Genomic DNA, 12538 nt, shown 5'->3' on the forward strand with positions numbered 1-12538 from the left:
ACGATGCAAGGGGAGGCAACCGTGCCAAAAGCAAACCAGCGGACCACGATCAGCGATACCGAGGAACAGCGCCGGCTGGACCAGGAGCGTGAACAGGGCATCAGTTGGAAAGCCTGGGGACCCTATCTGAGCGAACGGCAATGGGGGACGGTGCGGGAGGATTACAGCGAGTCCGGCGACAGCTGGAGCTATCTCTCGCACGATCACGCCCGGTCCTGTGCCTACCGCTGGGGCGAAGACGGATTGGCCGGAATATCGGACGATCAACAACGCCTGTGCTTCGCATTGGCCATGTGGAACGGGCGCGATCCGATCCTTAAGGAGCGGCTGTTCGGCCTGACCAACGGCGAAGGCAATCATGGTGAGGATGTAAAGGAATATTATTTCTATCTCGACAGCACGCCAACCCACTCCTACATGCGCTACCTCTACAAATACCCGCAGACCGCCTTCCCTTACCGGGATCTGGTGGAAACCAACCGCCACCGCAGCCGGCAGGACTGGGAATATGAACTGCTGGACACCGGAGTCTTCAACGAAAACCGCTATTTCGACGTGTTCGTCGACTACGCCAAAGAGGCTCCGGACCATATCCTCATCAGCATCACCGCCTGCAATCGCGGCCCCGACCCCGCCGAACTGCACCTCCTGCCCACTCTGTGGTGGCGCAATCGTTGGGCTTGGAATCCCCCGGCAGAGGGCAGCCAGCAGGACTCTTCATTGCGGCCAACCTTGCGGGAAGTCCGACGTGGCGGCCGGCCCGCCATCGAGGCCGCGGACCCGGAGGGCGGGCAGGCGCTGCTCGTCTGCCAAGACGATCCAGCGCTGCTGTTCACGGAAAATGAAACGAATCTCACCCGCCTCTACGGGCAGGCGAACCGCTGTCCGTTCGTCAAGGACGGGATCAATGACGCTGTCGTCAACAAGCAGTCGGGTGCGGTGAACCCCGAACATGTCGGCACCAAGGCCGCGGCCCACTATGTCCTGACGCTCGCCCCGGGAGAGAGCCGGACCGTCCGCCTGCGTCTCGCCATCGACGCGGCCGCCACACGACTGACGGCGGCGGACGGCGACATGTTTGGAGATGCCTTCACCGACCTCTTCGACCGCAGAAAGCGGGAAGCCGATGCGTTCTACGCATGCTTGACGCCGTCGCGCTTGAACACCGATGAAGCCAACGTGCTGCGGCAGGCGCTGGCCAGCATGCTGTGGAGCAAGCAGGTCTACCGCTACGACGTCGGAATCTGGCTGGACGAGCATGGGGCCGGACCGTTCCGGGCGCGCCGCGACAGCACCACGCGCAACGGCCATTGGCACCATATGGAGAATGCCGACATCATCTCGATGCCCGACAAATGGGAGTATCCCTGGTACGCCGCATGGGACTTGGCGTTCCACGTGATTGCCCTGTCGCTGGTGGATCCGGATTTTGGCAAGCAGCAGTTGGAATTGATGCTGAGCGACCGCTACCTGCATCCCAACGGGCAGATCCCAGCCTATGAATGGAATTTTGGCGATGTGAACCCGCCGGTCCATGCCTGGGCTACCATCTTCGTTCACCGCCTGATCCGGGGGCGCAACCACCCGGACGACGTGCTGTGGCTGGAACGCATGTTCCAGAAGTTGCTGCTGAACTTTACCTGGTGGCTCAATCGCAAGGACCGCGAGGGTCATAATGTCTTCGAGGGCGGTTTCCTTGGTCTCGACAACATCGGCGTGTTCGACCGCAGCGCCCCGCTACCGACCGGCGGGCAACTGGAACAAGCCGATGGGACCGCCTGGATGGCGCTGTTCAGCCTGAACATGCTGGAAATAGCCATCGAGTTGACCCGAACCAATCCGACCTACACGGGCATGACGATGAAGTTTGCCGAGCATTTCCTTTGGATTGCGTCGGCCATGACCCGTATCGGCGACGACATCGGGATGTGGGACGAGGAGGACGGCTTCTTTTATGACGTTCTACGCCGGCCCGACGGACGAGCCGAACGCCTGAAGGTCCGCTCCATGGTTGGGCTGCTGCCGTTGTGTGCGGTCTGCGTTTTCGACGGCAGCCTGCTGAACACAGTTCCCGACCTCGGCAAGCGCTTTCGTGACTTCCTGGCAGCCCGTCCAATGATGGTGTCGGGCATGCATGACCCTCGTCTTCCCGGATGCGAAGGCCGTCGACTGGCGTCGATTCTGACCGAAGAGCGTCTGCGCCGCGTTTTGGCTCGTATGCTCGACGAGGAGGAGTTCCTCAGCCCCTACGGCATTCGGTCCCTCTCCCGTCATCACGCCGATCGTCCTTACCGCCTCTCGGTCGATGGGCAGGAGTTCCAGGTTTCCTATCTGCCGGCCGAATCCGACAGCGGAATGTTCGGCGGGAATTCAAACTGGCGGGGCCCGATCTGGATGCCGGTCAATGCCCTGATCATTCGAGCCCTTCTTCAATACTATCTATACTTTGGCAATGATTTCACCGTCGAATTCCCGACGGGATCGGGAAACAGACTGACCCTGTACGAGGTGGCTGAACAACTCTCCAAACGCCTTTCTGCGATTTTCTTGCGCAATGAGGATGGCATCCGTCCGGTCTACGGCGGCACCGATAAGTTCCAGAAGGACCCCCATTGGCGTGATCACATCCTTTTCTACGAGTATTTTCACGGCGACAACGGCGCCGGGATCGGCGCCAGCCACCAGACCGGCTGGACCGGTCTGGTCGCCCGTTTTCTCCACCTCTTCGCCACGACAACCGCCGACGCATTCCTTCACGGAGGAGCGGAAGCACTGGTCTCAGCACCGCGGCAGCACACACAGCAGCAGAAGCAACACGCCTGAGTGCCGACCAACTCCGGCGGCGACAACATTGGGAGGCTTCGATGGCAATCGGCATCCGCAAGTTTGCAATCATCACGATTTTTGCTGGCGGCTTTGCCGTTGCCTCGGCCTCCCCTGTCCTGGCCCAGTTCAGGTTTCTATTCAGCGAGCACGCGCGTAGCGAGTTCACACCGGAGGATTGGGACTTGTTCAAAGGCGCGATGCGGCGACTTCTTGAACAGGGGACGGTCGGTGGCCGAGCAGACTGGAAGAACAACAACAGCGGATTTGAAGGCGATATGGAGGTCGAACGCAGCTTCGACAGGGAGGATCTACCCTGCCATCAGGTTGCCTTTACCTTCCGGCGGGCCGGCCGCGAAGTGCCCTATCACATGAACTTCTGCAAGACCGAGCAAGGCGAATGGGTGATTGCACCATAACCCTTTGCCATGAAAGGAATTAGGCCATGGCGAACGGCAAGCCGGATCGGCCGCTCCCCCAGAAAGACCCGTTCAACACGTCCGAACGCTTCGAGATGAGTTATGTTCGCAAGGCATTCGTCCTAGGGCTTATCCTGATTCTTCTTGTCGGATGCTTTATCGTTCTGCGGCCGTTCATCGCCGCAATTTTGTGGGCGATTATTCTGACCTTCAGCACATGGCCGCTCTACAATCGGCTGGAATGGACACTCGGCGGTCGGTCGACACTCGCGGCCACTTTGATGGCGCTGTTGGTGATGCTGCTGCTGGTCGGTCCCCTGGTCATTCTGGGGCTGAAGCTGTCGGAAAACGTTTTCCGAATGTTCGAGGCGCTGCACAGCACCATAAATCGTGGCCTGCCGGCGCTCCCACCCTGGCTGGCCGGAGCGCCGCTGATTGGCGAGCAGTTGAACGCAGCGTGGGTCAGGCTTGCCTCCGGTGAGGCCAATCTGCGAACGATGCTTCAACCTTATCTCGGTCACATCCAGGATTGGGTGCTGGCCACGGGTGGAAACCTTCTGTCCGGCACCTCGCTGATCGCTGTCAGCGTATTCATTGCCTTTTTCCTTTACCGCGACGGCCGCGCCGCCGTGCGACGGCTGCACAATGTCATGGGGCAGATTGCAGGCGTACGGGCGCGACAGTCGCTGGACGTCGCGGCGGACACCATGACGGGGGTCGTCCACGGCGTGCTTGGCACGGCGTTGGTGCAAGCGATTGCAGCAGCGGCCGGCTACTGGTTCACCGGCGTGCCCGGCGCCTTTCTGCTGGGCTTCGTGACGTTCTTCCTGACGCTGATACCAATGGGGCCGGCGATCCTCTGGCTGCCGGCAACCGCATGGCTGGTGACGCGCGGCGACACCATGATGGCGATCGTTCTGGTCTTATGGGTCGGATTGATCGTCGGCAGCCTCGATAACATCCTCCGCCCGATCCTGATCGGACGCAGCAGTGCGCTTCCCTTTATCGTCATCTTCCTTGGCATCATCGGGGGGTTGGTCGCCTTCGGCTTGATCGGAGTCTTCCTCGGGCCGACGCTGCTTTCCGTCGCCTACAGTCTCGTCCGCGAATGGAGTGGCGGAAGCGAACGGACAGAGCGGGTCGAAAGCGGTCTGTCGGACCCGTCTTTCGCAACGGGACCGAAGGAATAAGAGCTGTTGCGGAAGTCGCAAAAATACTGAGCATCGACCCCAATTTCGTCGACCACACCGGCACCAATCTCGGACAGCTCAATCTGGCGCCCGACACCACTGCGCGTATCGTTGCCGGCTTCCGCAAGGCCGATCTGCCCGACAGAGCACAGCTACAGCGCCGTGCGTTTAATATGAAACGCACGGCGCTGTAGCTTTATGGTTGGCGATCGGATTCACGCTCCAAATCGATTCCGATTTTACGCGATCCGATCTAGGTGCCGGAGAACAGCTGCAAACATTGGGATGGTGCTACTCCCCCCAACCCATATGGCTGTCAGCAACGCTTCCTGTTGCGTTGCTTCTGATACCATAGCCGGTCCTATAAGATGTCGGGCTATTGTCAACTCCGGGATAGCCAGGCGGAATATTACCACAAGCGCACATGATCAGCATGGTGATCCCGAGCAACAAAATTTTCGCTTTCATCTTACCCTCCGTTCAGTGCTCCGGAATGGCGGGGCATTCACTTTCCAATCCCTACTTGTTTTCCCAATGAAGCTCCGCAATCGTTTTGTAGTAATAGTCAGGCTTGTGGTAGCCGTTTGCTTCCTGACGCTTCGGCAGTTTTATCGGATCGTGTGGGAGCTTTTCGTAGGGAATGTGTGCCAACAGGTGGCTGATGATGTTCAGGCGGGCGCGGCGCTTGTCGTCGGAGTGCGCAACATACCAAGGTGCTCAGGGAGTGTCAGTGGCCGCGAACATGTCGTCACGCGCGCGGGAATAGTCAAACCATCGACTATAAGATTTCAGATCCATCGGTGAAAGCTTCCAGGTCTTCCGTCCATCATGGATTCGTGCTTCCAATCGTCGTGTCTGTTCTTCGGCGCTAACCTCCAGCCAGTATTTCAACAGGATGATGCCAGACTCGACTATTGCCCGTTCTACTGCCGGGGCCATGCCAAGGAAGCGCTTGGTCTGCTCTTCCGTGCAGAAGCCCATTACCCGTTCAACGCCGGCACGGTTGTACCAGCTCCGGTCGAAAATCACGACCTCTCCGGCGGCCGGCAGGTGGGGTATGTAGCGCTGTATGTACATCTGAGACTTTTCGCGCTCCGTCGGGGTCGGCAAGGCGATCACGCGGAATACGCGTGGACTGACACGTTCAGTTATTGCCTTGATTGTTCCGCCCTTGCCGGCAGTATCGCGTCCCTCGAAGACAATGCAGACTTTGAGCCCCTTATGCACCACCCATTCCTGCAGTGTGACGAGCTCAGCATGAAGCTTCGCCAGTTCCTGCTCGTACACCCGCCGTTTCAGCTTCCCCTGAGGTGCATCGTCATCGGAGCGCTTGGTGAGAGTGTCGCCGTTGACGTGGCCATGCTTCCGCACCTTTGCATGCTTCGCCATTGTCGCTGCCCTGCTTGATGATGAAAATGTGGTTGACTCATCAGGCAACAAGCGCCGACCGCGCGGAAGTACCCTCCTGCACGTTTCTGTTTGCTACGGTAACAGATCACACGGTTGGCTTACTTAAGTCGGCACGTTTTCACGCAAGTCAGCTCTCGGTCTGCCCAAGAGCGACGTGCATCAATGACCAATGCGGTGCACCGGCGAGATCTGAAGTGTTTCAAAACTTCGCATTACCAGCAAGTTGCCTCAGAGCCTGTTTGACAACCGCTTCAGTGGCAGACTCGTCGAAGTAGCAGGCTTGCCATGGCGAGCTGTATCATGCCGCCGGAGACATCGATCCGGGTTTATAGTCTCGAACCAGACGTCTCCAGCGGGTCATCCATCCGAAGGTCCGCTCGACCACCCAGCGCCGTGGCACGACCTTGAACCCTGGCTCGGTATCGGTTCGCCGAACCATCTCGACGGTGAAGTCGAGGAAGGCAGCCTTTTCATCAGCTTCTTGCGATCATAGGCACTGTCGGCGAAAAGGTGCTTCATCCACGGCCAACGCTTGCGCATCGCCTCCAGGATCGTCTGGGCCCCGGCGGAGTCTGAAATGTCGGCGGTGGTCAGGTTCACCATCAGCAGGTGGCCATCGGTGTCGACCGCAATGTGCCGCTTGCGCCCGTTGATCTTCTTACCCGCATCGCAGCCGCGCTCCGTAGCGGCGGGAGCCTTCACCGATTGGCTGTCCACAGCCCCGCCGCTCGGACTGGCTTCGCGACCGGCCCACTCACGGTCGACCATCAACGCCACGTCGTGGATCGTCTGAAACAGCAAGCGCCGCAGGAGATGCCGCAACCACCAATACACCGTTTGCCACGGTGGAAAGTCCTTCGGTAAAAGCCGCCAGCTACAGCCCGTCCGGGCCAAGTAGCGCAAGGCGTTCAAGACTTCCCGAAGGTCAATAGACCTCGGACGGCCGGTGCCCGCCTTCTGCGGCATCAGCGGTTCTATCAGACACCATTCCTCATCGGTCAGGTCCGTCGAATGCCGCTTCGTCTTCTTTTCGATCCTGGCCATCCGGCTGCGCGTCGCTTCGGTCCACATCCGAAGTTTGAATCATATCATGCCGTTAGCGCCAACCCTTTTCAAACGGGCTCTGTGAGCCAGCAGGTCGATACGGATCGGATCGACCAGCCAGCCTTGGGCGACAACATTTCAGGAGCCGCCGAAGTCATTGGGGTGCATCAGATCGGCGAAGCCGACGCGATGCAGGAATTCCGCACGCACCCGGTCGATCACCGCATAGGCGACCGCCGAGCCGTCGTCGGCCGGATCGACCACCACGCGGAACGGCCTCTTGCCGAACGGGGCATTCACCACACCGACGACGGTGTCGGCGACCTGCTCGGGATCCGCGGTTTCAGGCACGGTCGCGGCGAGCGCCTTCAGCATCGCATCCGCGAAGCCCGAGGGCAGACCCGCCTCGTAGTCCGCCGCACGGGCCTTGTCCTCCGGGGCGCCCGCATGGGCGAAGTGGTTCGTCCCCCTGGTGAAGGCGCCGGGAACGATGATCGATGTCTCGATGCCGAACGGGGCCAACTCGCGCGCGTAGCAGACCGCCAGGGCGTCCATGCCGGCCTTGGCCGCGAAGTAGGGGCCGAGCATCGGCGGGACACCGCCGGCGGCACTGCTGCTGCCGATCCACACCACCAACCCCCGCCGTGCCTTGCGCATGTGCGGCAGGGCGGCCCGGTTGACCCGTTGGGTGCCGAGCACGTTCACGTCGTAAAGCGCGGCGAGCTGTTCGGGTGTGAATGCCTCGCTCGGCCCCCACACCATATGCCCGGCATTGTGGATCAGGACGTCGAGCCGGCCATGCTCCGCGATGATGGTCTCGACGGCCGATCGCGCCGATTGGTCGGACTGTACGTCGAGTTCGACCGTCCGCAAATCCACGTTGCGGTCCCGCGCATAGGCCGCGACCTCGGCGGCCTGATCCGCATTCTTGCCGCTCAGCCCGCGCATGGAGGCGTAGACGATATGCCCGGACGCAGCCAGGGCATTGGCCATCAGGCGGCCGAAGCCGCTCGATGCGCCGGTGATGAGAATGACCTGCCTCATGCCGCCCACTCCCTCAGACCACGCCGCCGTTCGCCCGCAGGATCTGACCGTTGATCCAGCCGCCGTCCGGTCCCACGAGCAGGGAAATCACGCGCGCGATGTCGTCGACCTCGCCCAGGCGGCCGAGCGGAATCATCTGCCTGATGCGATCGAGCGTGGCCTGATCCTTGCCCTGGAGGAAGAGTTCGGTGGCGACTGGGCCGGGTGCGACCGCATTGACGGTGATCCCCCGCGGACCCAGCTCCTTCGCCAGGATATGCGTCAGGGCTTCGACGGCCGCTTTCGTGGCCGCATAGACCCCGTAGCCCGGCTGATAGAGGCCCACGACGCTCGTGGAGAAATTCACGATCCGACCGCCGTCGCGCAGCCGGTTCGCCGCCTCGCGCAGCCCGTTGAACGTCCCCTTGAGGTTGATCGCGATGATCCGGTCGAAGGCGGCGTCGTCCATCTGCGCAATGGGCGCCAGCGTCATGATGCCGGCATTGTTCACCAGAATGTCCACGCCGCCATAGGCCGCCTCGGCGGCATCGAACATCCGCTTCACCGCCGCCGGGTCGCTGACGTCGGCCTGGACCGGAATGGCCCGGCCTCCGGCCGCCTCGATCTCTTCGACCAGCGTGCCGGCGGCGCCGGCGCTGCCGGCATAGTTGACGACGACCGCGATGCCGTCACTGGCCAGCCGCCGGGCAATGGCGGCGCCGATGCCGCGGGATGCTCCGGTGACGATCGCCACCCGGTTCGTTGATGACGTCATTGTCCTGCTCCCTCTATCCTGGTGCGAGTTGTGGCGTCCGGCCGCTTTCAATCCTTCGCCCGATAGGCGTCCGGAATGACGAACACCTCGTCGGCGCGGGCATAGCCGCCGTCCTTGACCTCTTCGATCAGGACCATGGTGTGCGGCCGGGCAGCCTCCGAGAAATACTCGACAAGCATCGCCGTGGTGCGATGGACGATTTCTTCCTTCTGAGCGCGGCTCAGCGCGGCCTCGGGAACCTTGAAATTGACGAACGGCATGGTCTTCGCTCCAGTCGGATGATCGATTGATGAGCTGCCGGTCGGGCCGGTTGCCGGTTCGGCATGTGCGCCCCGTTCAGCCGCTGCTCTCGGGAACGAAAATCGTCTGTTTTGGAAATCCGGGGTAGACTAGCTAATTTGACATCACCATTTCACTGAAACTAACAATCGCTTGGGCCAGCCATGGATCGCATCGATGTCATGCGTCTGTTCGTCAGGATCGTCGAGCGTGGGAGCTTCGCCCAGGCCGCGCGGGACCTGCAGGTTCCACGCCCGACCGCCACACATGCTATTCAGCGCCTCGAAGCGGATCTCGGCGTCCGGCTGCTGGAACGGACGACACGGACTGTCCGGACGACGCTCGACGGCTCGCTCTACCATGAGCGCTGCCTTCGGCTCCTCGCCGATCTCGACGAGATGCAGAGCGTCTTCAGGAACGCCGAGCCCAGGGGGCCGCTCCGCGTCGACATGCAGGGAACCATCGCGCGGTTCTTCATCCTGCCGGCGCTCCCTGCCTTCATCGCGCGCTATCCGGGAATTTCACTGAACCTCAGCGAAGGCGACCGGATGGTGGACCTCATCACCGAGGGCGTCGATTGTGTCGTGCGGGCAGGCGATCTGTCCGACTTTTCCCTGATCGGCCGCCGCATCACGGTGTTCGAGCAACTGACCCTGGCCAGTCCCGCCTATCTCGACCGTCATGGCATCCCGTCGACGCCGGACGATCTCGACGGTCATCGGATGGTCGGCTATGCCGCCTCGGCGACCGGGCAATCCTATCCGATGGAGTTCAAAACGCGGGAGCGGGACTGGGAGGTTCAACTGCCCTACGATGTCGTTGTCCGCGGGGCGGAGATCTACACGGCGTCGGCTGTCGCAGGGTTGGGGCTGATACAGGTCCCGCGCTATCGCGTGGAGCACCAGATCGCCGCCGGGCAACTGGTCCCGGTGTTGGAAGCCTTCCCGCCCCCACCGATGCCGGTATCGGTGGTCTATCCGCAGAACCGCCATCTGTCGTCGCGGATAAGAGTTTTCATCGACTGGCTGTCGGAGGTGTTCGACAGTCCGCGTGGCTAGAGCGGACTGGCCGCCCTTCGGGCACGAAAAAGCCCCCGCCGCGGTGCGGGGGAGCTTTTCGTGCTGGGGAAGCCCGTCCTTACCAGGACTTTCCCTGTCCGTCCTTACCAGGACTTTTTCCGTCCGTCCTTACCAGGACGAGGAGGAGGATTTCCCGGCGGTGTTCGGCAGCGACTTGCGGGTCTTGCTCTGACCCATGCCGGGCTCGTTCGGCGAAACCGTCTCGTTGTTGTCGTAGGCCATGCCGCTGGCCCCGGATCCGGCCCGGCTGGAATCGTTCAGCGACTTGCGGGTCTGGCTCTGGCCCATGCCGGGCTCATTCGGCGAGACCGTCTGTTGGCTCGCTCCCGTGCTGCCGGAGGTTCCATAGCTGCTGCTGTTTTCGGAAGCGCAGCCCGCAAGCATCAGGGGCACGGCGGCGGCAGCAAGGATGAGAATGCGTCGCATGGGTTCACTCCGTCCAAATGTTCCGGAAAATCCTGCAGTCCTCAGGAAGACCGATGTGAAAAGCTGGCTGCGGCGACCGCCCGCAAGACCTGTCCAGTACAACTCGATCAGGCAGCCCGGGTTCCCGGCATTCGGTCCGGGAAATGAGGTCTTCTGTGGAACCGTGGCGAAACTGGCGGTTCGGGAGGACGTTGACCACCGCTTCAAAACCCAAGCGCGGACGCTGCGGGAACCAGCGGGGTGCCGCGGGGTTACAAGCGGGCGACATCAACACATGGACACCCGATGACCCTTCAGCAGTTCATGGCCTTCGCGCTGGTGGGCATCGTGGTGGCGATGCTGATCTGGAACAGGCTGCGTTTCGATGTGGTTGCGGTGCTGGCCCTGCTGGCCGGCGTGTTCCTGGGGCTGGTCCCGGCGAAGGAGGCGTTTTCCGGCTTTGCCGACGACATCGTCATCATCATCGCCTCCGCCCTGATCGTCAGCGCCGGCATCGCCCGGTCGGGGGTGATCGACGCGCTGGTGCGGCCGGTGGCGGCGAAGCTCAGCACGCCGACGCGGCAGATCGCCTTCCTGTGCGGATCGGTGGCCTTCATGTCGGCGCTGATGAAGAACATCGGCGCGCTCGCCATTTTCCTGCCGATCACCATGCAGCTGGCGCGGCGGCATCGGACGGGAGCACACCGGGTGCTGATGCCAATGGCCTTCGCCTCGCTGATGGGCGGGCTGATGACGCTGGTTGGTACCTCCCCCAACATCATCGTATCCCGCGTGCGGACGGAGATCGTCGGGCAGCCATTCTCGATGTTCGACTATCTGCCGGTCGGGCTGGGCATCACGGTGGTCGGGCTGCTGTTCCTGATGGTCGGCTGGCGCCTGCTGCCCCAGGACCGCAGCGGTGCCCGGTCGGCCGAGGAGACCTTCGCCGTCGAAAATTACGCCAGCGAGATGAGGCTGCCGGCCGGATCGTCCTTCGTTGGCCGCACCGTCGCCGATGTCGAGGCGCTGGCGGAGGGCGAGGCGCAGGTGATCGGTCTGATCCGCGAGCGCTTCCGCCGCTATGTGCCGGATCGGCATTGGACCCTGCTGGCCGACGACGTGCTGGTGCTGGAGGGCGATGCCCCGGCCCTGCAACGCCTTGTGCAGGGGGCGTCGCTGGAGCCGCTGGGCATCCTGGAGGGGGTGGAGGGCGAATTGCTGGCGGTCGAGGCGGTGGTCACGCCGGACTCGCCGCTGGCCGGCCATTCCGACCGGAACCTGGATCTGCGGCGCCGCTTCGGCGTCAGCCTGCTGGCGGTCAGCCGGACCGGTGAGCGGATCGCCCGGCGCCTGCACCATGTCATGTTCCGGGAGGGCGACCTGCTGCTGCTTCAGGTGCCGGCGGAGCGCTATCCCGATGCGCTGGCCGATGCCGGCCTGATCCCGCTGGCGGAACGCCGCCTGCAGATCGGCCAGCGCCGGCCGGTCTGGGTGCCGGTCGGGATCCTCGTCATCACGATGCTGGTGCTCGGCTTCCATCTGGCGCCGCTGGCGGTGACCTTCCTCGCGGCTGCGGCGGCGATGGTCGTCACCGGCGTGCTGAGCGTCGAGGATGCCTATCACGCGGTGGAGTGGCCGATCATCATCCTGCTCGCCGCCTTGATCCCGGTCAGCGGCACGCTGGAGAGCACCGGTGCGACGCAGGTGATCTCCACCCTGCTGGCAGATGCGGCGCGCGGGCTTCCGGCGGTGGCCTGCGTGACGCTGATCATGGCGGCGGCGATGGCGGTGACACCCTTCCTGAACAATGCCGCGACGGTGCTGGTGATGGCGCCCATCGGGGCCGGGGTGGCGCAGCAGCTGGGGCTGAGCCCCGACCCGTTCCTGATGGCGGTGGCGGTCGGCGCCGGCAGCGATTTCCTGACGCCGATCGGCCACCAGTGCAACACGCTGGTGATGGGGCCGGGCGGCTACCGGTTCGGCGATTATCCGCGGCTGGGGGTGCCGCTGTCGCTGATCATCCTGACGCTGGGCACCTGGCTGATCGTCACGTTCTGGCCGCTGAACGGGTGAGCAGGACGTTGAGCATAG

General features: G+C 62.5%; 11 protein-coding genes and 1 pseudogene. 5 read left to right on the top strand and 7 right to left on the bottom strand.

The genetic code is table 11. The features are described 5' to 3' along the window. Positions 1–21 precede the first annotated feature (21 nt). The 3 genes from M5E06_RS26660 to M5E06_RS26670 are packed head-to-tail and all read left to right on the top strand — an operon-like array spanning position 22 to position 4432. Positions 22–2823: an MGH1-like glycoside hydrolase domain-containing protein gene (locus tag M5E06_RS26660; RefSeq protein ID WP_252140807.1), complete on the top strand. Its 2802-nt coding sequence runs from the start codon at positions 22–24 to the stop codon at positions 2821–2823. Positions 2824–2864: 41 nt separating this feature from the next. Next, positions 2865–3242, top strand: a complete 378-nt coding sequence (locus M5E06_RS26665; protein ID WP_252140808.1) for a hypothetical protein — start codon at positions 2865–2867, stop codon at positions 3240–3242. Between the two features lie 26 nt (positions 3243–3268). Next, entirely contained in the window at positions 3269–4432 is a 1164-nt protein-coding gene (locus M5E06_RS26670; protein WP_252140809.1) for an AI-2E family transporter, read from the top strand. 519 nt (positions 4433–4951) lie between these two features. Here the strand turns inward: M5E06_RS26670 and ppk2 are convergent. From ppk2 to M5E06_RS26695, 6 genes and pseudogenes are all read right to left on the bottom strand, one after another. Then, positions 4952–5821 (bottom strand): annotated as a pseudogene (ppk2, locus tag M5E06_RS26675) (polyphosphate kinase 2). Between the two features lie 319 nt (positions 5822–6140). Next, positions 6141–6242 (bottom strand): transposase, encoded by a 102-nt coding sequence (locus tag M5E06_RS36105; RefSeq protein ID WP_502802011.1) that lies wholly within the window; start codon positions 6240–6242, stop codon positions 6141–6143. Continuing rightward, positions 6200–6913, bottom strand: a complete 714-nt coding sequence (locus M5E06_RS26680) for an IS5 family transposase (protein ID WP_502802015.1) — start codon at positions 6911–6913, stop codon at positions 6200–6202. Before M5E06_RS26680 ends, M5E06_RS36105 begins: the two co-directional genes overlap by 43 nt. 111 nt (positions 6914–7024) lie before the next feature. Further along, positions 7025–7930 (bottom strand): SDR family oxidoreductase, encoded by a 906-nt coding sequence (locus tag M5E06_RS26685; protein WP_252140810.1) that lies wholly within the window; start codon positions 7928–7930, stop codon positions 7025–7027. Between the two features lie 13 nt (positions 7931–7943). Beyond that, positions 7944–8663: an SDR family oxidoreductase gene (locus M5E06_RS26690; protein ID WP_502802012.1), complete on the bottom strand. Its 720-nt coding sequence runs from the start codon at positions 8661–8663 to the stop codon at positions 7944–7946. 68 nt (positions 8664–8731) lie between these two features. Beyond that, positions 8732–8944: a tautomerase family protein gene (locus M5E06_RS26695; RefSeq protein ID WP_109157439.1), complete on the bottom strand. Its 213-nt coding sequence runs from the start codon at positions 8942–8944 to the stop codon at positions 8732–8734. 183 nt (positions 8945–9127) lie between these two features. On the opposite strand from M5E06_RS26695, the gene M5E06_RS26700 reads away from it, so the two are divergent. Continuing rightward, positions 9128–10021: a LysR family transcriptional regulator gene (locus M5E06_RS26700; protein ID WP_252140812.1), complete on the top strand. Its 894-nt coding sequence runs from the start codon at positions 9128–9130 to the stop codon at positions 10019–10021. A gap of 129 nt (positions 10022–10150) precedes the next feature. Here M5E06_RS26700 and M5E06_RS26705 read toward each other — a convergent pair whose 3' ends face one another. Further along, entirely contained in the window at positions 10151–10468 is a 318-nt protein-coding gene (locus M5E06_RS26705; protein ID WP_252140813.1) for a hypothetical protein, read from the bottom strand. Between the two features lie 285 nt (positions 10469–10753). On the opposite strand from M5E06_RS26705, the gene M5E06_RS26710 reads away from it, so the two are divergent. Further along, positions 10754–12520, top strand: a complete 1767-nt coding sequence (locus tag M5E06_RS26710) for an SLC13 family permease (RefSeq protein WP_252140814.1) — start codon at positions 10754–10756, stop codon at positions 12518–12520. The last annotated feature ends 18 nt before the right edge of the window (positions 12521–12538 follow it).

Source organism: Azospirillum sp. A1-3, from assembly GCF_023806445.1.
Lineage (GTDB): Bacteria > Pseudomonadota > Alphaproteobacteria > Azospirillales > Azospirillaceae > Azospirillum.

What these genes read in the sequence shown, in the direction of transcription:
- M5E06_RS26710 (WP_252140814.1), top strand. Translation starts at nt 10,754, where the DNA reads ATGACCCTTCAGCAGTTCATGGCCTTCGCGCTGGTGGGCATCGTGGTG.
- M5E06_RS26700 (WP_252140812.1), top strand. Translation starts at nt 9,128, where the DNA reads ATGGATCGCATCGATGTCATGCGTCTGTTCGTCAGGATCGTCGAGCGT.
- M5E06_RS26670 (WP_252140809.1), top strand. Translation starts at nt 3,269, where the DNA reads ATGGCGAACGGCAAGCCGGATCGGCCGCTCCCCCAGAAAGACCCGTTC.
- M5E06_RS26680 (WP_502802015.1), bottom strand. Translation starts at nt 6,913, where the DNA reads ATGTGGACCGAAGCGACGCGCAGCCGGATGGCCAGGATCGAAAAGAAG.
- M5E06_RS26685 (WP_252140810.1), bottom strand. Translation starts at nt 7,930, where the DNA reads ATGAGGCAGGTCATTCTCATCACCGGCGCATCGAGCGGCTTCGGCCGC.
- M5E06_RS26665 (WP_252140808.1), top strand. Translation starts at nt 2,865, where the DNA reads ATGGCAATCGGCATCCGCAAGTTTGCAATCATCACGATTTTTGCTGGC.
- M5E06_RS26705 (WP_252140813.1), bottom strand. Translation starts at nt 10,468, where the DNA reads ATGCGACGCATTCTCATCCTTGCTGCCGCCGCCGTGCCCCTGATGCTT.
- M5E06_RS26695 (WP_109157439.1), bottom strand. Translation starts at nt 8,944, where the DNA reads ATGCCGTTCGTCAATTTCAAGGTTCCCGAGGCCGCGCTGAGCCGCGCT.